The sequence below is a fragment of the Mesorhizobium sp. B1-1-1 genome, assembly GCF_006442955.1.
Taxonomy (GTDB): Bacteria; Pseudomonadota; Alphaproteobacteria; order Rhizobiales; family Rhizobiaceae; genus Mesorhizobium.
In genome coordinates, this window is sequence record NZ_VFWW01000004.1 from 454,080 (window position 1) to 478,451 (window position 24,372).

The 24,372-nt window shown below is 63.8% G+C and carries 22 protein-coding genes; 6 read left to right on the plus strand and 16 right to left on the minus strand.

Translation table 11 applies throughout. The features are described 5' to 3' along the window. Window positions 1-13: 13 nt before the first annotated feature. The 10 genes from FJ986_RS10430 to FJ986_RS10475 form a co-directional block, all read right to left on the minus strand. Window positions 14-1,414 carry an NAD(P)(+) transhydrogenase (Re/Si-specific) subunit beta gene (locus tag FJ986_RS10430; RefSeq protein ID WP_140512860.1) on the minus strand — a complete coding sequence of 467 codons (1,401 nt, stop codon included), beginning with the start codon at window positions 1,412-1,414 and terminating at the stop codon, window positions 14-16. A gap of 1 nt (window position 1,415) precedes the next feature. After that, entirely contained in the window at window positions 1,416-1,841 is a 426-nt protein-coding gene (locus tag FJ986_RS10435; protein ID WP_140512858.1) for an NAD(P) transhydrogenase subunit alpha, read from the minus strand. Beyond that, window positions 1,841-3,169, minus strand: a complete 1,329-nt coding sequence (locus FJ986_RS10440) for a Re/Si-specific NAD(P)(+) transhydrogenase subunit alpha (protein WP_140580589.1) — start codon at window positions 3,167-3,169, stop codon at window positions 1,841-1,843. Before FJ986_RS10440 ends, FJ986_RS10435 begins: the two co-directional genes overlap by 1 nt. 87 nt (window positions 3,170-3,256) lie before the next feature. Beyond that, window positions 3,257-3,481 carry an aa3-type cytochrome c oxidase subunit IV gene (locus FJ986_RS10445; protein WP_140501115.1) on the minus strand — a complete coding sequence of 75 codons (225 nt, stop codon included), beginning with the start codon at window positions 3,479-3,481 and terminating at the stop codon, window positions 3,257-3,259. Between the two features lie 209 nt (window positions 3,482-3,690). Then, the gene (locus FJ986_RS10450) at window positions 3,691-3,840 is read right to left on the minus strand and encodes a DUF3096 domain-containing protein (protein WP_140501117.1); all 150 of its coding nucleotides are present in this window, start codon (window positions 3,838-3,840) and stop codon (window positions 3,691-3,693) included. A gap of 114 nt (window positions 3,841-3,954) precedes the next feature. Further along, entirely contained in the window at window positions 3,955-4,722 is a 768-nt protein-coding gene (locus FJ986_RS10455; RefSeq protein ID WP_140501119.1) for a hypothetical protein, read from the minus strand. Window positions 4,723-5,062: 340 nt separating this feature from the next. Then, window positions 5,063-7,378, minus strand: a complete 2,316-nt coding sequence (locus FJ986_RS10460) for an EAL domain-containing protein (protein WP_140672528.1) — start codon at window positions 7,376-7,378, stop codon at window positions 5,063-5,065. Between the two features lie 136 nt (window positions 7,379-7,514). Continuing rightward, window positions 7,515-10,991, minus strand: coding sequence for an indolepyruvate ferredoxin oxidoreductase family protein (locus FJ986_RS10465; protein ID WP_140674209.1), 3,477 nt, complete (start codon window positions 10,989-10,991; stop codon window positions 7,515-7,517). 220 nt (window positions 10,992-11,211) lie between these two features. Then, the gene (locus tag FJ986_RS10470; protein WP_140658458.1) at window positions 11,212-11,751 is read right to left on the minus strand and encodes a hypothetical protein; all 540 of its coding nucleotides are present in this window, start codon (window positions 11,749-11,751) and stop codon (window positions 11,212-11,214) included. Then, window positions 11,738-12,352, minus strand: coding sequence for a CGNR zinc finger domain-containing protein (locus tag FJ986_RS10475; RefSeq protein WP_140658460.1), 615 nt, complete (start codon window positions 12,350-12,352; stop codon window positions 11,738-11,740). Before FJ986_RS10475 ends, FJ986_RS10470 begins: the two co-directional genes overlap by 14 nt. 151 nt (window positions 12,353-12,503) lie before the next feature. Here FJ986_RS10475 and FJ986_RS10480 point away from each other — a divergent pair, with 151 nt between their 5' ends. From FJ986_RS10480 to FJ986_RS10495, 4 genes are all read left to right on the plus strand, one after another. Then, a complete protein-coding gene (locus FJ986_RS10480; protein WP_140501129.1) occupies window positions 12,504-13,409 on the plus strand; it encodes a branched-chain amino acid ABC transporter permease in 906 nt (301 codons plus the stop codon). Between the two features lie 291 nt (window positions 13,410-13,700). Further along, entirely contained in the window at window positions 13,701-14,285 is a 585-nt protein-coding gene (locus FJ986_RS10485; protein WP_140501131.1) for a TRAP transporter small permease subunit, read from the plus strand. After that, complete coding sequence (locus FJ986_RS10490; RefSeq protein ID WP_181167623.1) at window positions 14,282-16,078, plus strand: TRAP transporter large permease subunit; 1,797 nt, start codon at window positions 14,282-14,284, stop codon at window positions 16,076-16,078. Before FJ986_RS10485 ends, FJ986_RS10490 begins: the two co-directional genes overlap by 4 nt. A 19-nt stretch (window positions 16,079-16,097) precedes the next feature. After that, a complete protein-coding gene (locus FJ986_RS10495) occupies window positions 16,098-17,126 on the plus strand; it encodes a zinc-dependent alcohol dehydrogenase family protein (RefSeq protein WP_140567815.1) in 1,029 nt (342 codons plus the stop codon). Window positions 17,127-17,274: 148 nt separating this feature from the next. Here FJ986_RS10495 and FJ986_RS10500 read toward each other — a convergent pair whose 3' ends face one another. Continuing rightward, window positions 17,275-18,384, minus strand: a complete 1,110-nt coding sequence (locus FJ986_RS10500; protein WP_140525590.1) for a TRAP transporter substrate-binding protein — start codon at window positions 18,382-18,384, stop codon at window positions 17,275-17,277. A gap of 262 nt (window positions 18,385-18,646) precedes the next feature. Between FJ986_RS10500 and FJ986_RS10505 the strand changes: the two genes are divergently transcribed. Continuing rightward, window positions 18,647-19,420 carry a gamma-glutamyl-gamma-aminobutyrate hydrolase family protein gene (locus FJ986_RS10505; RefSeq protein ID WP_140567890.1) on the plus strand — a complete coding sequence of 258 codons (774 nt, stop codon included), beginning with the start codon at window positions 18,647-18,649 and terminating at the stop codon, window positions 19,418-19,420. Here the strand turns inward: FJ986_RS10505 and FJ986_RS10510 are convergent, their stop codons facing one another. From FJ986_RS10510 to FJ986_RS10530, 5 genes are all read right to left on the minus strand, one after another. Then, window positions 19,421-19,825 (minus strand): hypothetical protein, encoded by a 405-nt coding sequence (locus tag FJ986_RS10510; RefSeq protein ID WP_140501137.1) that lies wholly within the window; start codon window positions 19,823-19,825, stop codon window positions 19,421-19,423. It lies immediately after the preceding gene. 86 nt (window positions 19,826-19,911) lie between these two features. Further along, window positions 19,912-20,895, minus strand: coding sequence for a 2-hydroxyacid dehydrogenase (locus FJ986_RS10515; protein ID WP_140501139.1), 984 nt, complete (start codon window positions 20,893-20,895; stop codon window positions 19,912-19,914). Then, window positions 20,892-21,914, minus strand: a complete 1,023-nt coding sequence (locus tag FJ986_RS10520; protein ID WP_140501249.1) for a LacI family DNA-binding transcriptional regulator — start codon at window positions 21,912-21,914, stop codon at window positions 20,892-20,894. The genes FJ986_RS10515 and FJ986_RS10520 overlap by 4 nt, the downstream gene beginning before the upstream one ends. A 67-nt stretch (window positions 21,915-21,981) precedes the next feature. After that, a complete protein-coding gene (locus FJ986_RS10525) occupies window positions 21,982-22,866 on the minus strand; it encodes a DMT family transporter (protein WP_181165295.1) in 885 nt (294 codons plus the stop codon). A gap of 173 nt (window positions 22,867-23,039) precedes the next feature. Further along, a complete protein-coding gene (locus FJ986_RS10530; protein WP_140558756.1) occupies window positions 23,040-23,447 on the minus strand; it encodes a DUF2000 family protein in 408 nt (135 codons plus the stop codon). 49 nt (window positions 23,448-23,496) lie between these two features. Between FJ986_RS10530 and FJ986_RS10535 the strand changes: the two genes are divergently transcribed. Then, window positions 23,497-24,366, plus strand: coding sequence for an AraC family transcriptional regulator (locus tag FJ986_RS10535; protein ID WP_140501143.1), 870 nt, complete (start codon window positions 23,497-23,499; stop codon window positions 24,364-24,366). Window positions 24,367-24,372: the final 6 nt, after the last annotated feature.

Genomic DNA, 24,372 nt, shown 5'->3' on the forward strand with positions numbered 1-24,372 from the left:
CGATCTGACCGGGTCAGTGATCCATGGCCTTGACGATTTCCTCGGTCATCTTCTTGGCGTCGCCGAGCAGCATCATGGTGCCGTCCTTGTAGAACAGCGTGTTGTCGATGCCGGCATAGCCGGAGCCGAGCGAGCGCTTGACGAACAGGCAGGTGCGCGCCTTGTCGACGTCGAGGATCGGCATGCCGTAAATAGGTGAGGACTTGTCGTCCCGCGCCGACGGGTTGGTGACGTCGTTGGCGCCGATGACATAGGCGACGTCGGCCTGCGCGAATTCGGAATTGATGTCCTCGAGCTCGAACACTTCGTCGTAAGGCACGTTGGCTTCGGCCAAGAGCACGTTCATGTGGCCCGGCATGCGGCCGGCCACGGGGTGGATGGCGTATTTGACGTCGACGCCATTGGCCTTGAGCTTGTCGGCCATCTCGCGCAGTGCGTGCTGGGCCTGGGCGACGGCCATGCCGTAGCCAGGCACGATGATGACCTTCTGCGCGTTCATCATCAGATAGGCGGCGTCGTCGGCCGAGCCCTGCTTGACCGTGCGCTCGATCCCATCATCAGCGCCCGCGGCTGCGGTCTCACCACCGAAGCCGCCGAGGATGACGGAGATGAAGGAGCGGTTCATGCCCTTGCACATGATGTAGGACAGGATGGCGCCCGACGAGCCGACCAGGGCGCCGGTGATGATCAGCGCCAGATTGCCGAGCGTGAAGCCCAGAGCCGCGGCCGCCCAACCCGAATAGGAGTTGAGCATCGACACCACCACCGGCATGTCGGCGCCGCCGATGGGGATGATGAGCAGCACGCCCAGCACCAGCGATGCGGCAACGATGAGCCAGAAGACGAGCTTCGATTCGGTGGTGACCAAAAGCACGATCAGCACGACCAAGGCGATGCCAAGCGCGATGTTGATGAAATGGCGGCCGCCGATCATGATCGGCTTGCCGGACATGCGCCCGTCAAGCTTCAGGAAGGCGATGACCGAGCCGGTGAAGGTGATGGCGCCGATGGCCACACCCAGGCTCATTTCGACCAGCGCCTGGGCGTGGATGTCGCCCGCCGTGCCGATGCCGAAGCTTTCCGGCGCATAGATGGCGGCGGCCGCCACCATGACGGCGGCAAGGCCGACGAGCGAGTGGAAGGCGGCGACCAGTTGCGGCATCGAGGTCATGGCGATGCGCCTGGCCGTGACGGCGCCGACGCCGCCGCCAATGGCAAGGCCGAGCACGATCAGGCCGAAGCGTCCGGCCGATGGCGTGGCCAGCGCCAGCGTGGTGGCGATGGCGATGCCCATGCCGATCATGCCGTAGAGATTGCCTTGCCGGCTGGTGGTCGGGTGCGACAGGCCGCGCAGCGCCAGGATGAACAGAATGCCGGAGACCAGATAGAGGAAGGAGGCGAGATTGACGGTCACGTCACTTGTCCTTCTTCTTGTACATTGCCAGCATGCGCTGGGTGACGAGGAAGCCGCCGAAGATGTTGACCGACACCAGCATCAGCGCGACGAAGCCGAAGCCCGCGGCGACGCCCGAGGCGGCAATGCCGACGGCAAGCAGCGCGCCGACGACGATGACCGAGGAGATGGCGTTGGTGACGGCCATCAGCGGCGTGTGCAGCGCAGGCGTCACCGACCAGACGACGTAATAGCCGACGAAGATCGCCAGCACGAAGATGGCCAGGCGGAAGACGAAGGGATCGATGGCGCCGCCCGACAGCGCGTGCGCGGCGTCGCCCGCCGCCTCAGCGCCTCCGGGAGCATTTGCCAGGTTCTGCACCGCCAGCCGGACGGCGGCACTTGCCTGGTCGAGCTGGTCGAGGGCTTTCTGCAAGGTCTGGTCCATCACGCGGTCCCTTTCGGCTTGGGCGAGGGCGACTTTGGCGAGGGCGACTTTGGCAGCGAGGGCTTGGATGCGGCGGCTTGCTTGGGCGCGGCTTTCCTGGGCGCGGCTTTCTTGGGCGCCGAAGCATCAGCGACCATTGTGCTGGCCGGTATCGCGGGGGGCTCGATATATTGGCCCTTTGGCGGCTGCTGGTCGGCCTTGGCGAAGGCCGGATGGACGATCTTGCCGCCGTCGGTCAGCATGGTCGCCTTGACCAGGTCGTCGTCGCGGTTGATGGCAAGCGTCTTCGTCGCCTTGTCGACCAGGGTCTCGAGGAAAGCAAAAAGGTTCCTGGCGTAGAGCAGCGAAGCGGAGGCCGCGACGCGGCCCGGCACGTTGAGATGGCCGACGATCTTGACGCCGTTGGCCGTCGTCACGACCTTGCCAGGCACAGCGCCCTCGACATTGCCGCCGCGCTCCACAGCAAGATCGACGATCACCGAACCGGGCTTCATCGAGGCGACCATGTCAGCCGACACCAGCCTCGGCGCCGGGCGGCCGGGGATCAGCGCCGTGGTGATGACGATGTCCTGCTTGGCGATGTGCTCGGCGGTCAGCGCCGCCTGCTTGGCCTGGTATTCCCTGGACATCTCCTTGGCGTAGCCGCCGGCGGTCTCGGCCGCCTTGAACTCCTCGTCCTCGACGGCGAGGAACTTTGCGCCAAGCGAGGCGACCTGTTCCTTGGCGGCGGGGCGAACGTCGGTGGCGGTGACGACCGCGCCGAGCCGGCGCGCGGTGGCGATCGCCTGCAGGCCGGCGACGCCGACGCCCATGATGAACACCTTGGCGGCAGGAACAGTGCCGGCCGCCGTCATCATCATCGGCAGCGCGCGATCGTATTCGGCAGCGCCGTCGATCACCGCCTGGTAGCCGGCAAGGTTAGCCTGCGAGGACAAGACGTCCATCGACTGGGCGCGCGTGATGCGCGGCATGAATTCCATCGCAAAGGCCGTCACCCCGGCCTTGGCCAGTGCCGCGACGGCGGCGTCATTGCCATAGGGATCCATGATAGCGATGACCGCAGCGCCTGACTTGTAGCTTTTCAGCTCCGCATCAGTCGGCCGGCGCACCTTCAGCACCACGTCGGCCTTGGCAACATCGCCGGCCTCGCCGATCGAAGCGCCCGCCTTGGCGAACTCCTCATCGGGAATGCGCGATCGCGTGCCGGCACCGGCCTCCACAACCACTTCAAGACCCAGGCCGGCCAGCCGTTTCACCGTATCGGGCGAAGCCGCGACGCGCGGCTCGTTCGCATCGAGCTCACGAGGGATGAAAACCGTCTGTCCCACCGCATGATCCTTTCGGCTGGAACCTGTTTGCGCAAAATGTCGGCCGGGGCATCCGGCGACGTCAAAGGCAATGGGGTTTTGGAAAGACTATCGCAGAATGAAGGCGCCGACGGCCATGATCAGGACGAACAGGATAGTCGCCGAGAAGAAGCCGCCCGCGAAGAAACCGAAAGCCATCGCCAGAAGTATGGCGCCGCAGAAGAGTGATCCGTATTTGGCCAGCATGAGGAAGCCCGCATAGGTGCGGTCGTGCTCGGCATAGTCCATCTTCGCGCCCAGTTCGACAGGACCGGTCGGCGTGTGCTCAGCCATAGGAATACCCCTTCGAAGACATCTTTCAGGCACATAGCGAAAAGCCGCGCCGAGAGCAATGGCGCTATTGCCGCATCGCAGCCGACAACTGCCTCAAGGGAAATTTGAAGCAAAGCGCCCCTGCGTTCGGCAGAATCGCCGAACCGCTCCGGCTGCTTGTTTTCGCGCAATCCCGGACGAAGCCGGCTGGCGCGTCAACCGCGCTGTCTTTAGCCGGCGAGGTGCGGAAACAATCCAAGCAGGCCGGCTATGATCAGGTAGAGCGCGACGATGTAGTTCAGCAGCCGTGGCATGACTAGGATCAGCACCCCGGCGATCAGCGAGATAAGCGGCGTGAGCGCGAGCTGGGAAATATGCATGTCGGGGTCCTTTTGGCAGATACGTCGAAATGAAGACGCGGAGCGTCAACGCGCCGCCGTCATCAAAACGCGGATCTGGCCGGAAAGCTCCGGAGCTTTGCAAAATCAGGGGCCTCAGGCGGCCTCACGATAATATTTCGCCGTCGGCACGATAGACAAGGGCGTCAGCCGATTGATGGCCGGATTGGCGAACATCAACCGCTGTTCCATGGGCGTCGACCTGAAGAATGGGAAACGTTCGAGCGTCAGGCGCATATTTTCGCCGGCGGGGATTTCGAACAGGGCGATCCGGGTAAGAACGCCCGGAAACTCCTTAGCCTCGGTCCTCTGCACGGCATTGAAGTAACGAGAATAAAAATTGGAATGCTCGACCTTGACCGGCGTCAGCACAGAGTTCTGGCCAAAATAGAGCGAGGCCACCATGGCAAGCCTGAGTGTCAGAAACGGCAGCACTCCGGGTGCCGGCGCGGCGTCAGGATCGGTTGCGAAGCGGGTTCCGTCGATGAAGGTTTCTCCGCGGGCAAGCCGCTCGATCAGTATTTCCGGATAGGCATCAACGGAGGGCGAATTCGGGTGCTCGATGGAAATGTAATGGAAGCGGATTGTGCTCACCAATTCGCCGTAGCAATAGACACCGAATCGGTAGGAATTGGGTAGATTGTCCCAGCGATCCTCGAACATGCCGCTGGCGAGCGGGCCGCACATACCGGAGCGCAGATAGGACTTATAGCGAAGCCGGTAAATCGCTTCCAAATCCTCGCCCCCGGTAATGAGGCGATAATCGACATGCTCAAGCAGTTGCATCATCGATCGATTCAGCACCGAATCCCCGGCTGTGCTTACCCCGCCAGACGCATTCCTTGTAGCTGTTGCAGCATCCATCGTCTGTCCTCGAATTCGACCTAGGATAGGCTATTCGAGTTGAAATGAGACACAAGCCGAAATTTAGATCTTGTTGATTTACATTCCGTTAACCTTAATGGCCGGGAGTCGCCCGAGAATATCTTACTGAGCAATCGTCCGAGCGATTGCCGCTGAGAGGACGTGGATCATGCCTCCGAATACATCTGCATACTCTGAGGAGGACCCTTTCAGCTGCATTGCGCAAAGGCAAAATCGCGGCGGAACCGTATCCCGACACTGAACGAGTTCGACATCAAAGAGCGTCGTGCGATTCGCAACGCGCGGGGAATCCAATCGAGCGAAGTCGAAAATTACGGCGCTAACGGACCGTCCGTTTACCGGTGCGACGCAGGTCAGCGGCAAATGGCCAGGTGACATTCGACATCGTCTCGATACCCGACGCACTGAGCGCGGCACCGAACAGGAAGCCCTGCACGAGATCCGGTTTCACTTGCAAGGCAAGGATCTTGAGCTGCTCAAAGGTCTCGACGCCTTCGACAGTCACCGAAAGTCCAAGCGGCCGCGACAGATTGACAATGCCCTTCAGCAGCTCCAGCGAACGCTTGCTCTGGGTGACGTCCATCAGGAAGGAGCGATCGATCTTGATCTTGTCGAGCGGCAGCTTATGCAGATAGCTCAGGCTCGAATAGCCGGTACCGAAATCGTCAAGTGCGATGCGCACACCGATCTGCTTCAGTTCCTCGATATATTGACGTGTCAGCGACTTGTCATCGAGCAGCGCAGTTTCGGTGACCTCGATCTCCAGCCGGCCGGCGGCAAGGCCGGAGCTGACCAGAGCGTCGCGAACCTTCTGGATGACGTCCCGGTTGCGGAAATCCTTGGCGGAGAGATTGACCGAGACGCTGGTGTGGTCCGGCCATTTGGCGCATTCGGTGCAGGCTGCCTGCAGCACGAAGGTGCTAATCTCGGAAATGATGCCCATTTCCTCCGCCAGCGGAATGAAGATGCCGGGCGAAATCGGCCCGAGGTCGGGATGGTCCCATCGGCACAGCGCCTCGCAGCTGGCGATGCGCATCGTGCTCATCGCCACGATCGGCTGGTAGACGACGCGCAGGGCCTTGCCTTCCACCGCGCTGCGCAGATCCGCCTTCATCAGCTGGCGGTTGCGGAACGCAGCGTCCATGGCGGCCTCGAACAGCCGCCAGCCGTTCTTGCCGAGCTCCTTGGCCTTATAGAGCGCCAGGTCCGCCTTGACGATCATGGCGTCGACGTCGGTATCCCTGACCCGCGACAGCACGGCGCCGCCGCTGGCCTGGATGCGCAGCCCGTGGCCGGCGACGTCCACCTCCCCTTGCAACGCTGCAAAGATCTCGTCGATCTGAAGGGTCAGATGGCTCTCATCCTCTATGCGGTCGAAGAAAACCATGAATTCGTCGCCGCCGAAGCGGCTGACGGTGATGCCTTGTCCCGCAATGGCGGCAAGACGCTCGGCCACCGCGTAGATCAATCCATCGCCGATCGGATGCCCGAGCGTGTCGTTGACGCTCTTGAAATCGTCGAGGTCGAGCACGGCAAGGCCGCAGAGGCGGTCACGGTCGCCTGACGCCATCGCCTCGCCGATCAGTTCGTGGAAATAGGCGCGATTGGGCAGGCCGGTGAGATTGTCATAGCGCGCCATGAAGCGGATCTTGTCTTCCGCCTCGACGCGCGCCGTCACGTCCTCGAAGGTGATGACCCCGAGTTCCTGGCTGCCTTCGCGGGCGGAGAATTCGTAGTGCTGGCCATTGGCGAGCGAAACCAGGACCTTACGGTCGCGGCCCTCGCGCAATGCACGCGTCAGCTGGGCTTCGATGTAGCGGCAGTCCTTTGGGGCCAGCATGCCGCCCACGACGCCGCGCATCAACAGACCATGGATTGACCGCCCAAGCAGAGCATCGGCCGATTTGAGCGACATCAGATGCGCGGCCTCGGCATTGGCGACCGCCACCCGACCGTCCGGGCCAAGCATGACGAGGCCATGCGACATGGTATTGAGCGCGCGATCGAATCTGAGCGCGAGCTTCCTCGCTTCCTTGTGGCCGATGACGGCCGAGAAAAGCACATCGCGGACGTGGTCGGCGCTGTTGATCGTGACGAAAGTCAACGGGATGATCATCAGCCCGAGAATGACCGAAGGCACATCCATGCGCAGCAAAAGCGCAAGTGCTGCCGGACCAATGAAGGTCACGGAAAAAACCCGCACCATAATGGGAGAGCCGTAGTTCCGGCCAACAACCGTCACCAAGGTTGCGATGGCCAGCGACGTCGCGGCCAGTTCGGCAAAGGGATCGGGATAGACATAGATCGATATGAAGCACAGCGCGCCCAATGTGAGGCCCTGCACGCTGCCCTTGAGGATGTAGTTGCGCTCCCACCGATGCGCCTCCTGGACGTCGGCTATTACACCGCCTGCCTTCCGGAAGGCGCGAATGCCGAAATAGCGGTAAAGGCAGATGGACAGCAGAACAAAAGAGAAAGCCAGGAACAACGGATTGTTCGTGCGCAAGTAGATCATTAGTCCGAGGATCCAGTAGCACACGCCACCGATCACCAGCATGTGGGCGTTGTCGAACAACGACCGCACAAACTGGATATAAACATCCGCTGGGATGTTTTCGGTCTTTGTTCTGCCCATGTCGTCGGCCCAACGCTAGGCCTCGTCATCTCACATCCGCCTTAAGAAAGGCTTAGAACAGCGGTTTTGGGCGGCTTGCCGAGGGTGCGCAAAGCAGGACAGACTGGGAGAATTGGGCTTTAGGTAAACAAGGCCATCACTCGGCGGCCTGGAGTTCCGCCTTCGCTGACGTGCCGGACAGGCGCTCGAGCAGCCTTTGGCGCTCGCCGGCCGCCTTTTGAGCGCTGGCTTGCCGAACATGGCCGTAGCCGCGGATGAGTGCCGGCACGGAGACGAGGGCCGTGGCGGCCTCGATGGTGTCCGGCGCCAGCGAGTTGGCGACGCGTTGCAGGTCGGCCTCATATTGCGCCAGCAATTGCCGCTCCATGCGCCGCTCGGCGGTGTAGCCGAACAGGTCGAATGCTGTCCCGCGCAGGCCCTTCAGCGCCGCCAGCATGCGGAACCCTTTCATCATCCAGGGACCAAAGCTCGATTTCCTCGGTTTGCCGTCACTGCCGCGACGGCCCAGGATCGGCGGTGCCAGGTGGAATTCGAGTTTTTCGTAACTCTGGAACTGCTTGCCGAGTTCGGCGGCGAAGGAGCCGTCGGTATAGAGCCGCGCCACCTCGTATTCGTCCTTGATCGCCATCAGCTTGAACAGGTTCCTGGCCGCCGCTTCCGTCACGGCGCTCGAACCGGGCGCTGCCTTGGCTTCGGCCGCGCGCAGGGCAGCGATCCTGCCGGCGTAGCGCTTGCCATAGGCGGCGTTCTGATAAGCGGAAAGGAAAGCGACCCGGCGGGCAATGACTTCGTCCAGCGTCTGGGCAATGGTGGCGGCTTGGCCGTCCTTGCCCGGCTGGACGAGGCCACGCACGAAGTCCGGCTGATGCGCGGCGCGGCGGCCCCAGCGGAAGGCGGCGATGTTCATCCCCACCGCCTCGCCGTTCAATTCGATCGCCTTTTCGACGGCTTGGGCCGACAGCGGCAGACCGCCATGCTGGAAGGCGAAGCCGAGCATAAACATGTTGGCGCCCAGCGAATTGCCGAACAGGACGGTGGCTGTGCGGGTAGCGTCGAAGAAATGCGCCCTGTCGTCGCCGGCAGCAGTGCGGATCGCCTTCTTCAAGCGCTCGATGGGGAGCGAGAAATCGGCCGAGCGGGCAAACTCGCCCGGCATGATCTCGGCAGTGTTGGCGAGGAAGATGGTGTGGCCCTCGCGCACCGCGGCCAGCACTTTTTTGGCTCCCGACACGATGAGATCGCAGCCGAGCACGAGATCGGCCTTGCCGGCCGAGACACGGATGGCGTGGATGTCATCGGGCGTGCGGGCGATGCGGACATGGGTGAACACCGAGCCGCCCTTCTGGGCAAGCCCGGCCATGTCGATCATGCCGCAGCCCTTGCCTTCGAGATGAGCCGCCATGCCGAGCACGGCGCCGACGGTGACGACGCCGGTGCCGCCGACGCCGTCGATGATCGCCGCCCAGCCCTGTTCGCCGAGCGGGAATTCGGCGGCTGCTGGAACGCCGTCGAGCGGATCGGTCTTGCCGGCGATGCCTTCGGCCTTGCGGATCTTGGCGCCATGCACCGTGACGAAGGACGGGCAGAAGCCATTGACGCAGGAAAAATCCTTGTTGCAGCTCGACTGGTCGATCCGGCGCTTGCGGCCGAACTCGGTCTCCACCGGCTGGATGGAGACGCAGTTCGATTGGACGCCGCAGTCGCCGCAGCCCTCGCAGACCAGTTCGTTGATGAAGACCCGCTTGTCGGGATCGGGAAAGGTTCCGCGCTTGCGACGGCGGCGCTTTTCGGCGGCACAGGTCTGGTCGTAGAGCAGGATCGAAACCCCGCTGACGCCGCGCAGTTCGCGCTGGACGAGATCGAGATCGTCGCGGTGATGGATGGTGGCGCCGGCCGGGAACTCGACCTTGCCGGCATATTTGTCGGGTTCGTCGGTGACGATGGCGATGCGCTCGATCCCTTCGGCTCGCACCTGCCTGGCGATCATGTCCACCGTCAGGCCGCCTTCATGCGGCTGGCCGCCGGTCATGGCCACCGCGTCGTTATAGAGTATCTTGTAGGTGATGTTGGCGCCCGACGACAGCGCGAAGCGGATCGCCAGCGTGCCGGAGTGGTTGTAGGTGCCGTCGCCGAGATTCTGGAAAATGTGGTCGCGCTTGGAAAAGGGCGCCTGGCCGACCCACTGCGCCCCCTCGCCGCCCATCGCGGTGAAGCCGACAGTGTTCCTGTCCATCCACAGCGCCATGAAATGGCAGCCGATGCCGGCCGCGGCGATCGAGCCATCCGGCACCTTGGTCGAGGAATTGTGTGGGCAGCCGGAACAGAAGAAGGGCGTGCGGGAGCCGATGTCCGACGCGTCTGCGAGCATGGCCTGGAACTGGCGCAGCTTCGCCACCCGCGCTGAAATCTCTTCCGACGGACCGATGGTTTTCACGATCCTTTCGCCAAGGGCAATGGCGATTTCGTTGGGGTCGAGCGCGCCCTTGGCCGGAAACAGCCAGTCGCCGCGCTCGTTCTTCTTGCCGACGATGACGGGCTGCGTGGCGGTGCCGTAGAGGCTCTCGCGAAGCTGCACCTCGATCAGCGAACGCTTCTCCTCGACGACGACGATGGTGTCGAGGCCGCGCGCGAACTCGGCAATGTGCTGGAAATCGAGCGGCCAGGGGCAACCGACTTTGAACAGCCGCACGCCGATGCGGCCGGCGGCCGCCTCGTCGATGCCGATATCCTCGAGCGCCTGGCGGACGTCGAGATAGCTTTTGCCGATGGTGATGATGCCGATCCTGGGATTGCGGCCGCCCGAATAGACGACGCGGTTCAGCCCGTTGGCATGGATGAAGGCCGACGCGGCGGCGCGCTTGTACTCATGCAGCCGCTCCTCCTGGCCGAGCATGTCGATCTCGTGGCGGATGTTGAGGCCGCCGGGCGGCATGTCGAACTCGGGATTAACGATGTTCAGACGCTCGATCGAGGCATCGACCGAGGCCGTCGATTCGATGTTGTCCTTGACGCATTTGATGGCCGCCCATGTGCCGGCGAAGCGCGACATGGCAAAACCGTAGAGCCCGTAATCGATTATCTCCTGGACACCGGCCGGGTTGAGGATCGGCACCATGGCGTCGACGAACAGGAATTCGGTGGCATGCGCGTTGGTCGAGGATTCGGCCATGTGGTCGTCGCCCATCAAAGCGAGCGCACCGCCATGTTTCGACGAGCCGGCCAGATTGGCGTGGCGGAAGACGTCGCCGGAGCGGTCGACCCCCGGACCCTTGCCGTACCAAACCGAAAAAACGCCGTCATGGGTGCCTTCGCCCAGCAGTTCCGTCTGCTGCGATCCCCAGCAGGCGGTAGCGGCGAGTTCCTCGTTAAGGCCGGGCTGGAAGACGATGTCGGCCTGGGCGAGCTGTTTTTTTGCCTTCCACAGCTGCATGTCGAGGCCGCCCAGCGGCGAACCGCGATAGCCGGAGACGAAGCCGGCCGTGTTCAGGCCCGCGCGGCGGTCGCGCTCGCGCTGCATCAGCAGCATGCGGATGACCGCCTGGGCGCCGGACAGGAAGATGCGTTCCTTCCCCAGGTCGAACTTGTCGTCGAGCGCGACGTCGTGCAGCGTCATCAGGCATTTCCTCTGCGGAGGCCGCGCGGGGGCAGGCAGCCAGCGTCGGGATCGGATGACGCATCCTTTCTCCCCTTGCAAGACAGGTCAAACGAAATCGGACGTGCCAGGCAACGCGCAACGAACGATCCGCCGTCATCCCTTGCCCGGTATGAAATCGCCCCGCGAGCAATGTCCGGCGTACGAAAATTTCGCTTGCTTTTCGGCTTGGCGGCGAGCGTCAGGTGCCCTTGGAGCAGTCGGGCTTCGGCTCGCCCGGCAGCTTGCCGTCGGGGTGGCCGACGAGATCGGGATTGGCGGTGTAGAGCTGGTCAATGACGAGCGGCCGGTCGGGCAGGATGGACTGGTCTTCGGTGGACATCAGCGTGGTGTCGATCTTCTGCAGGACCGCGCCGTCGGAGCCCTTGATAGCGATGGCGATCGTATAAGGCTTGTTCTTGACGACGCAGGTCAAAGCCGGGCTCTCCAGCGTCACCTTGTCGAGCTTGGGCCAGACCTTCTGCTCGACCACCAACGGCGCGCCGCCGGCCGGATCCTGGAAGCTGGCGACCGCGACCTGGCCCTCTCCCATCGGCCGCAGGGGCCGCAGCGTCACGACATAGGTCGCCCTGGCAAGACGATAGTTGAAGACGAATATCTTGCCCGAAATCTCGAACAACTTGCCTTCACCGTCCTTGGCGGTGTCGCGGCAGGCGCCGAGCGCCATCGCCGCGATCAGCGCCATGCCGAGCAGGGCTGAACGAGAGCTAATCCTGGACATTGTTGACGTCATTGGCCGCCCTGCGGCGGCGATAGTGGCGGCTTGCCTTCTGGCGGTTGCCGCAGACCGCCATGTCGCACCACAGGCGGCTGGAATTGCGGCTGCGGTCGACGAACAGCCAGGAGCAATTGGGGCAGATCCTGAGCCTGGCGACCGTGTCCTCGCGCAGAAGCGACAGGGCGGAAACCGCCAGTGCCGCTTCGAATGCGATCGGCGTTGCCGGATCGCCGAACGGCTTTCCGGGCGTTGCGATCTCGGTCCGGCTGCCGGCAAGACCGCCGGCGCAGGCCCCCAGCAAGCCTGAGAGATGATCGGTAGCGACGGTGCCTTTCGACACCGCGTGGCGAAACAACCGGTCCGTCGCCTCGCGGATCGCCAGCACGACAGGCGCGATTGCAGCCGGCGCGGAGACCGCCAGCCGCCTGCCGCCAAGCTCGGCGGCGCGAAAGCCGCTCGCCGCGTCCGCGAAGCGGGCGATCTCGCGCGGATCGTCAAAACGGTCGAAGGTCCTCTCGGGATCGGCACGCAGCACGACGGTGTTCGCCGTGTCGAGCGCGAGCAGGCCGCCGGTGAAGCGGTGCGGGGTCCAGGATACCGTCATGTCCGAAATCTAACCGATAAATGGCATTTGACAAGTTAGATTCGACGATGCAAGTCTGCCCTGAAGCGGGTATTGCCGCTCTCTGTCTGGAGCGTATCGTCGTCCCAAAACCGCTATGCGCTTTGGGCGACATGCCCCCGAGGATTTTCGCATGCTGTATCTGTTCCAGCAGGTCCTGAACGGGCTGCATTCAGGCGCACTCTATGCGCTGCTGGCGTTCGGCTATGTGCTGACCAACGGCATCCTGCACCGCACCAACCTGGCCTATGGCGCGCTGTTCGCCTTTTGCGGACAGACGATGATCCTGACCGCCGCCTTCGGCTATCAGGTGCTGTGGCTGACGCTGACGGCGGCGGTGGTGCTCGGCGTCGCAGCGGCTTTCCTCTACGCCGCGCTCATCAGCCGCGTCCTGTCGCGCAGCGTCTTCGAACCGCTGGCCGACCGCTCGCCCAATGCGATCGTGGTGACCACGCTTGGCATCCTGCTGGTTTTGTCGGAAGCAAGCCGCATCGCGGCCGACACGCATGATCTGTGGCTGCCGCCTATGCTGGCGCAGCCTGTCGTTTTCGCGCAGGATGCCCGCTTCAAGGCGACATTGACGCTGATCCAGCTGCTCGATTGCGCCGTGGTGCTGGCGGCGGTGGCGCTTGCGGCATGGGCCTTTGCCCATTCGAATTTCGGCCGGCGCTGGCGCGCCGTCTCCGACGATCCCAAGGCGGCCGCCATGTGCGGCGTCGATGTGCGCGCCGTGTTCCGCCACGCAGTGCTGTTCGGCGGTTTCTGCGCCGCGCTGGCCGGCGTCATGGCCGGCCTCTATTACGGCAATGTCAGTTTCGGTTCCGGCCTCGTCTACGGGCTGAAGATCCTGTTCGTGACGGCGGTCGGCGGCTATCTCTCACCGCCGCGGGCGGCCCTGGGCGCTGCCGCCTTCGGCATGGCCGAGTCGCTGTGGGCCGGCTATTTCCCGGTGGAATGGCGCGACGCATGGATGTACCTGTTCCTCGTCGCCATGCTGGTGCTGATCGGCGCTGGCCGCGACCAGACCAAGATCGCGTGATCAGCATCAGACTTTGGTTGCATGACGCCTGCCACCGATGAGCCTGTTTCGGCAACGAAACGATCTCCTTAACGCTTTGATTTTGCCCACGAACCCTGCCGGAAGCCGGTTCCGGTTTTCCGAGCCCTGCGCCGCAGCCCTGCGCTTCGTCGGCTTCCTCGTCTCACAACCGCGTTGACAGCGCCGCTCCTGTGTTGACCCGTCCTGCCACGCACGGCATACGGTTAGGCCACAGCGGCGCGGCGTAAAACAACGGGGAGCCGTCGCGCCTCGGACAAAAGGGAGGAATGCATGGCAGGGCTTCTCGCTCTATCCAGGACGATCGACCGTGTGAACGAGTTCATCGGCAAATGGATATCGTGGTTGATCCTGCTGGCAATCCTGGTGAGCGCCGCTAACGCGACCATCCGCAAGGTGTTCGACACCTCGTCGAATGCGTGGCTGGAGCTGCAATGGTACCTGTTCGGCGCCGCCTTCATGCTGGCGGCGGCCTACACGCTGAAGCAGAACGACCATATCCGCATCGACATCGTCTATGGCCTGTTCCCGCGCCGCGTGCAGCACTGGATCGACCTTTTCGGCCATGTCTTTTTCCTGATGCCGTTCGTGACGCTGATGGTGATCTATTTCGTCCCCTACGTGTCGCTTTCGTTCCGCAGCGGTGAAATGTCGAACAATTCCGGCGGGCTGATCATCTGGCCGGCAAAGGCGATCCTGCTGGTCGGCTTCTTCCTGCTAGCGCTGCAGGGCATCTCCGAGATCATCAAGAAGATCGCCATCATGCGCGGCGACATGGACGACCCGACCCCGTTCATATCGGCGCATGAGCAGGCGGAACTCGAAGCCAAGGCACTGGCCGACGAGGTGCGCTCGTGATCGAGTTCATCGCCCAGAACATGGCGCCGATCATGTTCGCCTCGCTGGTCCTCTTCCTGCTGATCGGCTATCCCGTCGCCTTCTCGCTCGCCGCCAACGGACTTTTGTTCTTTTTCATCGGCGTGCTGGTCTCACCCTATTCGGGCGGCTCGATCAATCTCGCCTGGCCGCTGCTGCATGCGTTGCCGGATAATTTCTACGGCAGCCGGGTGATGTCGAACGACACGCTGCTGGCGATCCCTTTCTTCACCTTCATGGGCATCGTGCTCGAGCGATCGGGGATGGCGGAAGACCTGCTCGATACGATCGGCCAGCTGTTCGGGCCGATCCGCGGCGGGCTTGCCTATGCCGTGATCTTCGTCGGCGCGCTGCTGGCCGCGACGACCGGCGTGGTGGCGGCATCGGTCATCGCCATGGGGCTGATCTCGCTGCCGATCATGCTGCGCTACGGCTATGACCGCCGGCTGGCGTCCGGCGTCATCGCCGCGTCCGGAACGCTCGCCCAGATCATCCCGCCGTCGCTGGTGCTGATCGTGCTCGCCGACCAGCTCGGCCGCTCGGTCGGCGACATGTATGCGGGCGCGCTGATCCCCGGCATCGTGCTGACCAGCCTCTACATGCTCTACATCCTGATCATGACGATCGTCCGGCCGAATTCGATGCCGGCGCTGCCGCTGGAAGCACGCACGCTCGGCCATGGCGTCGTGTCGCTGCTGGTCGCGTTGCTGGCGACGGTGGCGATCTCCTACGCGGCCTACCGCTATCTCGCACCGACCCATGGCGACAATGCCGACATCCTCGGCGCCAGCATCGGCGTGGCCGTGATCTATATCGTTGCGATCGCCGATCAGCGCCTGAAAATCAACATGATGTCGCGGCTGGCGCAGCAGGTCGTGATCGTGCTGATCCCGCCATTGGCGTTGATCTTCCTGGTGCTGGGCACCATTTTCCTTGGCATCGCCACTCCAACCGAGGGCGGAGCCATGGGCGCTGTCGGCGCGCTTGCGATGGCGGCGATCAAAGGCCGGCTGTCGCTCGATGTGGTCAAGCAGGCGCTCGCTTCGACGACAAGGCTGTCGTCCTTCGTGCTGTTCATCCTGATCGGCGCGCGCGTCTTCTCCCTCACCTTCTACGGCGTCAACGGCCACATCTGGGTCGAGCATCTCTTGACCTCGCTGCCGGGCGGCGAGGTCGGCTTCCTGATCGGCGTCAACATCCTGGTCTTCGTGCTTGCCTTCTTTCTCGATTTCTTCGAACTGGCCTTCATCATCGTGCCGCTGCTGGCACCGGCCGCCGACAAGCTCGGCATCGACCTGATCTGGTTCGGTGTGCTTCTGGGCGTCAACATGCAGACCAGCTTCATGCATCCACCCTTCGGCTTCGCGCTGTTCTACCTGCGCTCGGTCGCCGCCCGGGTGCCCTATCTCGACCGCTTGACCGGCAAGCAGATCGCGCCGGTGACCACGGGCCAGATCTATTGGGGCGCCGTGCCGTTCGTCTGCATCCAGGTGATCATGATCGGGCTCACCATCGCCTTCCCGCAAATGGTGATGCACTACAAGGGCACAGCGGTCGATTCCGGCACGATCGACTATACGGTGCCGGAGGTGCCGGGACTGACGCCGCTCGGCACGCCGCCGGCCGGTACCGGAACCGCACCCGCCACTGGCGCCGCGCCGCCCGCCGCGCCTGCCGCACCCGACCTGTCGCAACCGCCGAACTTCGGCGACACGGCGCCCGCCAAACCGGCGGCACCACAGCCGGATCTGTCGCAGCCGCCGAACTTCAACTGATGCCGGAGGTCGCAAAATCATGAAAGCGGTACGGCTGGAAGCGGTTGGCAGCATCACGCTGCGCGAGGTCGCCAAGCCGGTTCCCGGGCCTGACGATCTGCTGGTGCGCATCGAGTCCTGCGGCGTCTGCGGCACGGACCGGCATCTCTTCCACGGCGAGTTTCCCTGCCGGCCGCCGGTAACACCCGGCCATGAGTTCTCCGGCATCGTCGAGGCAATGGGACATTCGGTGAGCGGCTTCTCGCTCGGCGACCGCGTCACCGGCGACCCCAACATCGCCTGCGGACGCTGCCGCCATTGCCATGCCGGCCGCATCAATTTGTGCAGCAATCTCAATGCCATCGGCATCCATCGCGACGGCGGCTTCGCCGACTACGTCGTGTTGCCGCAGAAACAGGCCTTCATCCTGCCCGCGGACTTGAAGCCGACGCACGGCGCCTTCTGCGAGCCTCTCGGCTGCTGCCTGCATGGCGTGGATCTGGCCGAGATCAAGCCCGGCTCCTCGGTCGCCATACTTGGCGGCGGCGTGATCGGCCTGCTCACAGTGCAACTGGCAAGGCTTGCAGGGGCGACGACCATCATCCTGTCGACGCGACAGGCCTCACGGCGCGCACTGGCCGAGGAGCTCGGCGCGACGGCAACGGTCGACGCAAGCGCCGCCGACGTCATCGATGCCATCTCCGGGCCAGCGGGACTGGTGCCCGGCGGTGTCGACGTGGTGCTCGAATGTGCCGGTGTCCAGAAAACGGTCGAGCAGTCGCTGCGGCTGGCGAGGGCCGGCGGCACGGTCGTCATTGTCGGCGTGGTGCCGCAAGGCATGAAGGCGGCGTTCGAGCCCTTCGATCTTCTGTTTCGCGAGTTGAAGGTTCTCGGCTCCTTCCTCAATCCCTACACGCACCGCCGCGCCGCCGAGCTGATCGCTTCGGGCGCGATCGAGATCGACCGGCTGATCTCCAGGCAGGTGCCGCTGGAAGAGGCCGCCGCGGTAATCGCCAACCCGCCTGCCGCCGGCGAGGTCAAGGTGGTGGTGGTGCCGGACCGAGGCTGAGTGCCGCTGTCGCTTCGAACCCGTTCGACCCCCGGCCCTGCGGCGCAAGTTTCGACGCCTTCGACTATCGATGTTTCCAGCACCGACGCCCAACGAATAAACCCCGGACTACCGAGTCCGGGGTCTTCGAAAAGGAGGCAGAAAAACCTTACAGCTTGCCGTTGCGCTGCTGGACCATCATGAAGGTGTCGTAATTGTACTCGGCCACCTGCGCCCAGAGATAGTGCTCCTTACGGAAGCCCTTGATCGAGTCCCAGATCTTCTTAAACGGCGCGTTCGAGGCTTCCATTTCGGCGTAGACCTCATTGGCCTTCTCGAAGCAGGCGGACATGATCTCCTGGCTGAACGGACGCAGTTTGGCGCCGCCGGCCACCAGCCGCTTCACCGCCGCAGGATTGAGATAGTCGTATTTCTGCAGCATGTTGGCATCGGCGGCTTGCGCGGCGGTATGCAGCAGCGACTTGTAAGTCGGCGAAAGCTCTTCGTATTTCGCCTTGTTGAACATCAGGTGGACGGTCGGGCCGCCTTCCCACCAGCCTGGATAGTAGTAGTAGGGCGCAACCTTATAGAAGCCGAGCTTCTCGTCGTCATAGGGGCCGACCCATTCGGCTGCGTCAATGGTGCCCTTTTCGAGCGCCGGGTAGATGTCGCCGCCGGCGATCTGCTGCGGCACGACGCCGAGCTTCTGCACAACCTTGCCGGCGAAGCCGCCGATGCGCATCTTGAGGCCGGAAAGGTCGGCCACCGTGTTGATCTCCTTGCGGAACCAGCCGCCCATCTGCACGCCGGTATTGCCGCCAGGCAGGCCGAACAAGCCTTGCGTGGCGAGAAATTCGTTGAACAGGTCGATGCCGCCGCCATGATAGTGCCAGGCATTCATGCCGCGCGCGTTGAGCGAGAACGGAACCGCCGCGCCCAGCGCCCAGGTCGGATCCTTGCCCCAGTAATAATATGCCACCGTGTGGCAGGCCTCGACCGTGCCGGCGGTCGTGGCGTCGGCCGCCTGAAGGCCGGGCACCAGCTCGCCAGCGGCGAAGACCTGTATCTGGAAGTTGCCGTCGGTGGCTTCCGAAAGCATCTTTGAGAAGACCTCGGCGCCGCCATAGATCGTGTCGAGCGATTTGGGAAAGGACGACGCCAGCCGCCAGGTCACCTTTGGATTGGACTGGGCTATGGCCGGCGCGGCGAGCGTGGCGGCGGCCACAGCGGCGCCAACGCCGGTCGTCCCGGCCTTGCGGATGAATGAACGACGATCCATGAAGTCCTCCCTTTTGGATCAACAAACCGACGTGCGGCGCATGCTCGATGCCCCGCACGGCTGGGCGAAACAATACACGGGCAAGGAGTCGAGTCCAGCGTGGCGGCCTGATTTGACGGCGTGTGCGCAGGGCCTTGCAACTATAGTCTAACGGGCCGTTTGGTGGCCCATCCGACGGACCGAAACTTGTCATGGAAAAATGTGCTGGGATCGCCTATTTTGAGGGCAGGATTCCCCGGCCCAGATGGAAAACAAAGCCAAAATGCAGCAGCCGCTCGTCGCCGTATCGACCGACGTCCGTCAATTCGACAACTACACCTGGCATGCCGCCCCACAGCAATATCTGGAGGCGGCGATCGCCGGCGCCGGCGTGTTTCCGGTGCTGGTGCCCTCGTTCGGCGATCGGCTCGATTTCGATGAGCTGCTGTCGTCGGTCGACGGCGTCATGCTGACCGGCTCGAAATCCAATGTCGACCCCTCGCTCTATGGCGGCGATGCCAGCGAGGCGAACGGCCCCTATGACCCGGCACGCGACGCCACCACCTTGCCGCTGATTCGCAAAGCGATCGAGCGTGGCGTGCCGCTGCTTGCCATCTGCCGCGGCATCCAGGAGATGAACGTGGCGCTGGGCGGCACGCTGGGCACTGAAATCCAGGAGCGTGAAGGCTCGCTCGACCACCGCGCGCCGGTGAGCGACAATCAGGACGAACGTTTCGCGATTCACCAGACCGTTTCGATCAAGGCGGGCAGTTGCCTGGCCGGTGTGTTTGGGGCCGGCGACATGAAGGTCAACTCGTTGCACCGCCAGGCAATCGGCCGGCTTGGTTCGAAGCTGCAGATCGAAGCCGTGGCCGACGACGGCACCGTCGAGGCGGTCTCTGTAAAGGATGCCCGCGCTTTCGCGGTCGGCGTCCAGTGGCATCCCGAATACTGGGTCAAGTCGGATAGTAACTCGGCCAAGATCTTCCGGGCCTTCGGCGACGCGGTTCGCCTGCATGCGGCTGCCAAAGCCGGCGCCCGCGCGGCGGCGGAGTAATCAGTCGTCGGTGCTCGGGTCCCCGGCGGCCGCCAGCGACAGCAGCGGCAGTGCGGGAGCGTAGGATTCGAATCCGTCGCCATCGGCGACCGCGAAGGTGACGATCGGATCGACGCCGTTGACGCTGAAGGCGACCGTGCCGTCCTCCTGCTCGCGCCAGAATTTCGCCCGCTCGATGCCTGGCATGAGTCGGCTACAGTTCGGAGCCACCGTCAAAAGCGACAGGCCGTCCGAGACGGTGGCGCCGCGTTTGATTGCGCAAACCCCCTCATCACCATTGGCGACCAGCCTGTAGGTGTCGGGCGGCGCGGCCTCTTCAGCGACGCTTTCACCAGTGCCGCCATGAAACAGCTGAACGCCGCCAAACAGGGCGGCGGCTCCGATCAGTACGGAAAGCGTTTTCATGGTGATCCTCATCCATGCGTACGGACAGGATGAAGAATGATTTCAAAGGGTTAAGCTGACGTTAATAAATATGGCAGCCCGACCGCTCAGCAGCGCGCCTTCACATGCGCGGTCTCGGGCACAGGTGTGATCGACCGGCGCTCGCTGAACCAGGACACCAGATTGTCGACGCACAGATCCGCCATGGCGCGACGTGTGTGCTCCGACGCCGAACCGACATGCGGCAACAGACTGGCATTGGTCGCGTCAAGCAGCGCCCGCGGCACGTTCGGTTCGTCGGCGAAGACATCGAGCCCGGCGGCGGCGATAGTGCCCTTGGCGAGGGCTGTCGCAAGCGCCGCCTCGTCGACCGTGCTGCCGCGCCCGATATTGACGAAGACGCCGTTGGCGCCAAGCGCCGACAGGATCTCGGCATCGACCGCCTTTTCCGTCGAGGCGCCGCCCGGGACCACCGAAATCAGCGTGTCGACTGCTTCGGCGAGGCCCTTCAGCGTCGGATGATAGGGGTAGGACAGGCCCTCGACCCGGCGCCGGTTGTGATAGGCGACGGGCAATCCGAACGCCTCCAGCCGGCGGGCAATGGCGAGCCCGATGCGGCCCATGCCGAAAATGCCGGCGCTGCGGCCGCGCAAGGTAAGCCGGCTCAAGGGATAGTTGCCCTTGCGCTGCCAGCTGCCGTCGCGCAGCCAGGCTTCGGCGCGCGGCAGGTCGCGCACGGTGTTGATCAGCAGGCCGATGGCGGTGTCGGCGACCTCCTCGGTCAGCACATCCGGCGTGTTGGTGACCATGATGCCGTGATCGCCAGCGTGGCGGGCATCGACCGAATCGTAGCCAACACCGAAACTGGCGACGATCTCAAGCTTGGGCAATGCATCCATGAAGGCCGCGCTGATGCCGCCGAACGAGGCGATGGCGCGCACGTTGTCACGCATTTCATCGGTGACCAGGGACGGGTCGGCGCGCTCGATCCCGACACGCCTGAATGTCCGGTCGATGCGCTCGACCGCGTGGTCGTTGAAATGCCCCGGCACCAGGATGGCGACGGTTTGCAGTTGCTCGGGCCTTGTCATGCACGCTCCACCGGCTTGCCGGTCGACTGTCGCACATGCAGTTCCGGCTTGATCAGTTCCTGAGAGGGCCGCACCGTCTGCCCGTTCAGCTTGTCGAGCAGGGCGCTGGCGGCGCGGCGGCCAACCTCGCGCTGACCGTTCCACACGGTGGTCAGCGCCGGCGTGGCGATTGCCGCCTCCTCGAGATCGTCGTAGCCGGTGACCGATATGTCCAGGCCGGGCACCAGGCCGGCGCGCGCGATGCCGTTCATCAGGCCGATGGCGACGAGGTCGTTCCAGCAGCAGGCGGCTGTCGGCTTGTCCTTCAGGGCCAGAAACTGTCCGGCGGCCTCGAAGCCAGCCTGCTTGGTGCGCGGGCCGGGGATGCGCCAGGCCGGCCGCACTTCCAGCCCGGCGGCCTCCATGGCGTTGACATAGCCCTGGTAGCGATCGCGGCCGGTCGAGGTCTGGTCGGTGCCGCCGATCATGGCGATGCGCTTGTGGCCGAGCGAGATCAGGTGATTGGTGGCAAGCCCCGTGCCATAGGCATCGTCGCCGCGAAAAACCGGCACGTCGGCGCCCTCGACGGTGCGCGCGATCAGCACCGCCGGCAGGCCGTTTTCCTCGGCCATCAGAATATCCGAGGCCGGAGTGCCGATGGCCGGCGACATGATGACGCCGTCGGCGCCGAGCTGCAAAAGCGTGTCGATGAAAGTGCGCTGCTTCTCGAGCTGGTCGTAGTGATTGGACAGGATGAAGGTCTGGCGGCTGCGGTCGAGCTCGCTTTCGATCGAGCGCAGTATCTCGGCGAAGAACGGGTTCATGATGTCATGCACGACGACGCCGACAATGCCCGAACGCGAGGTACGCAGGCTGGCGGCACGGCGGTTGTAGATGTAGCCGATGGCGCGGGCATGTTCCTTGATGCGGTCACGGGTGCCGCCTGCCACCAGCGGGCTGTCGCGCAGCGCCAGCGATACCGTGGCCGTGGACACGCCGAGCGCATCCGCGATCGTCGACAGCTTGATCTTCTGTGCCAGCCTTCCCCTCCCCCGTCGTTTTTTTAAACTGTTTAAAGGCGGCCTTATGCCACCCTTCGACGCTAAATCAAAGTTTTTTTGCCAGCGCTTCCGCCTCGACGTCCAGCACCGCACGATTGCGCAGGCGCAGCCGGTGCTCGCGATGAACGATGTAGAGACCGCTGGCGACGATGACGGCGGCGCCGACGAGTGTCCAGCGGTCGGGGAACTGCTTGAAGACGATGAGCCCGGAAAGGATCATCCACACCATCTGCGAATAGGGATAGGGGGCGAGCGCGGTGGTGGTGGCCATGCGATAGGCCTGCACCAGAAGCCAATGACCGACGCCGCCAAAGACGCCGAGCATGAGCAGGATGAACCAGTGCCAGCCATCATGCGGCAGGGAAAACGAGAACGGCAGCATGGGCAGGAGCACCACCGCCGGGGCCAGTGCCGAAAACAGGATGAGGCTTTCCGATGTCTCGGTCGCCGACATGCGCCGGGTCATGATCACATAGAAGCAGTTCGACAGCATCGAGCCGAGCGCGAACAGGTGGCCGATGCCGAAAACGCCGACTCCCGGCCTTGTGATGATCAGAACCCCGGCGAACGCGGCCAGGATCGCCAGCCACCGCCGCCAGCCCGCCCATTCGCCAAGCAGCGGGCCGGCAAGTGCGGTGATGACCATCGGCCCGAAGAAATAGATCGATGTCGTCTCGGCCAGTTGCAGGGACCGCAGCGCCAGCACGTTGAAGATGGTCGAGCCGAACAGGAACAGCCCGCGCAGGACATGAGCCGGCAGGTTGGCCGGACGGAACCGCGCCGGTTCACGCCAGCCGCGCAACAGCGCGCCGACCAGCACGACATGCACGGCAAAGCGCACCCAGGCGACGACAAGCGCGGAGACGCCGGCTAGGACGAGGTATTTGCTGCTGGTGTCGAGAAAGGTGAAGAAGACATAGGTGGAAAGCATGCACAGGATCGCCACCGGCGGCGTCGCGCTTTCTGAAGATGTTTGGGGAGCACTCACTTGCAGGCCGGATGGAAAGCTGGGCTGAGGCCCACCTTTTGCGGCAATTGCGGGCGTGCGGCAAGCCAAAAGCGGCTGGCACAACAAGAGCTGCGGACAGGCTCAGGCCCGGGTCGTCAGGGATGCATGCGAGCACCCTTGGTGATCTTGTCGACCGTCTTCTTGTCGGCGCGTAATGCGATGCCGACAACCTTGGCGTCTTCCGGCGCGAATTCGGCGAAGACGGCGCGGTTGGCGGCGTCGAACCCGGTCGAGAACATCTCCTCGACATAGAGCGAGCTCGTTACTCCGCGCTCCAGGGCGCGGCTGTGGATTGCGCCGAGTGTCGCCTGGTCGGCGGACAGCACGATGACGGGCTGGATCGACAGCGGGTTGTAGACATTGCCGGCGCGGTCACGATAGGGCTCGCCGATGAGATCGGGGAACTGCGCGACGACGCCGCTGGTCAGGAATGCTGTGACGTTGAGTTTTTGCCAGACCGGCAGATCATCCCTGAGCACGATTGCAAATTTCGTATCGAACATGAGACAGTGACCATTCGGGGTTGTGCCCCTTTCAAGGCGAAAGGAAGCGATGTCGCTCGATCTAGGCAGCCAGGCGTTCCAGGGTCTTGGACGTTTGTGCGCGGAGGCCGCGGAAAACTGCATCATTGCCGCCTGCGATCCTGCCGGCATGGAGCGCATCGAGGCGCGATTCCACGGCAGCGCCTTCGACCTGCATCGCCACGACACCTATGCGATCGGGGTGACGCTGCAAGGCGTGCAGAGCTTTCGCTATCGCGGTGCGGTGCGGCATAGCCTGCCCGGCCAGATCATCGTCCTGCATCCCGACGAACTGCATGATGGCGGCGCCGGAACCGAGGACGGGCTGCGCTACAGGATCCTCTATCTGGAACCGTCACTGATGCTGGACTGCCTCGGCGGCGCATCGCTGCCTTTCGTCAGGCAGGCCGTGGTGGCGGACGAACGCCTGCGCGCGACCTTGCTTTCGGCGCTGGGTCCGCTGGAGGAGGAACTCGATGAGCTGTTCGTCGCCGACTTCCTGGCGCAACTGATGCAAGGGCTCGCCCGCCATGCCGGCCAGCCGGCGAGAGCGGTGCCGGGAACGGCCTGGCGGGCGGCCGCTCTGGCGCGCGACTATCTCACGGAAAACTCTGCCCGGCCCGTGCGATCCGACGAGTTGGAGGCGGTTACCGGGTTCGACCGCTATGCCTTGTCCAGGCATTTCCGCGCCGCTTTCTCCACCAGCCCGCATCGTTTCCTTTTGATGCGCCGGCTTCAGCGCGCGCGACGCATGATCGCCGCCGGCGAGCCGCTGGCACAGATCGCGGCCGAGGCCGGTTTCAGCGACCAAAGCCACTTCAACAGGCAATTCAAGAAGGCATTCGGCATGACGCCGGGACGCTGGTCTTCGCTGATCCGTGGGGCCGCAGCGGCAGCCTGATCACCG

Bases quoted from the DNA above. Each gene is read 5' to 3' on its own strand.
- FJ986_RS10435 (WP_140512858.1), bottom strand. From the start codon at position 1,841: ATGGACCAGACCTTGCAGAAAGCCCTCGACCAGCTCGACCAGGCAAGT.
- FJ986_RS10445 (WP_140501115.1), bottom strand. From the start codon at position 3,481: ATGGCTGAGCACACGCCGACCGGTCCTGTCGAACTGGGCGCGAAGATG.
- FJ986_RS10460 (WP_140672528.1), bottom strand. From the start codon at position 7,378: ATGGGCAGAACAAAGACCGAAAACATCCCAGCGGATGTTTATATCCAG.
- FJ986_RS10455 (WP_140501119.1), bottom strand. From the start codon at position 4,722: ATGGATGCTGCAACAGCTACAAGGAATGCGTCTGGCGGGGTAAGCACA.
- FJ986_RS10485 (WP_140501131.1), top strand. From the start codon at position 13,701: ATGGCAGGGCTTCTCGCTCTATCCAGGACGATCGACCGTGTGAACGAG.
- FJ986_RS10495 (WP_140567815.1), top strand. From the start codon at position 16,098: ATGAAAGCGGTACGGCTGGAAGCGGTTGGCAGCATCACGCTGCGCGAG.
- FJ986_RS10470 (WP_140658458.1), bottom strand. From the start codon at position 11,751: ATGTCCAGGATTAGCTCTCGTTCAGCCCTGCTCGGCATGGCGCTGATC.
- FJ986_RS10530 (WP_140558756.1), bottom strand. From the start codon at position 23,447: ATGTTCGATACGAAATTTGCAATCGTGCTCAGGGATGATCTGCCGGTC.
- FJ986_RS10500 (WP_140525590.1), bottom strand. From the start codon at position 18,384: ATGGATCGTCGTTCATTCATCCGCAAGGCCGGGACGACCGGCGTTGGC.
- FJ986_RS10450 (WP_140501117.1), bottom strand. From the start codon at position 3,840: ATGCATATTTCCCAGCTCGCGCTCACGCCGCTTATCTCGCTGATCGCC.
- FJ986_RS10475 (WP_140658460.1), bottom strand. From the start codon at position 12,352: ATGACGGTATCCTGGACCCCGCACCGCTTCACCGGCGGCCTGCTCGCG.
- FJ986_RS10515 (WP_140501139.1), bottom strand. From the start codon at position 20,895: ATGACAAGGCCCGAGCAACTGCAAACCGTCGCCATCCTGGTGCCGGGG.
- FJ986_RS10525 (WP_181165295.1), bottom strand. From the start codon at position 22,866: ATGCTTTCCACCTATGTCTTCTTCACCTTTCTCGACACCAGCAGCAAA.
- FJ986_RS10510 (WP_140501137.1), bottom strand. From the start codon at position 19,825: ATGAAAACGCTTTCCGTACTGATCGGAGCCGCCGCCCTGTTTGGCGGC.
- FJ986_RS10465 (WP_140674209.1), bottom strand. From the start codon at position 10,991: ATGACGCTGCACGACGTCGCGCTCGACGACAAGTTCGACCTGGGGAAG.
- FJ986_RS10505 (WP_140567890.1), top strand. From the start codon at position 18,647: ATGCAGCAGCCGCTCGTCGCCGTATCGACCGACGTCCGTCAATTCGAC.
- FJ986_RS10480 (WP_140501129.1), top strand. From the start codon at position 12,504: ATGCTGTATCTGTTCCAGCAGGTCCTGAACGGGCTGCATTCAGGCGCA.
- FJ986_RS10535 (WP_140501143.1), top strand. From the start codon at position 23,497: ATGTCGCTCGATCTAGGCAGCCAGGCGTTCCAGGGTCTTGGACGTTTG.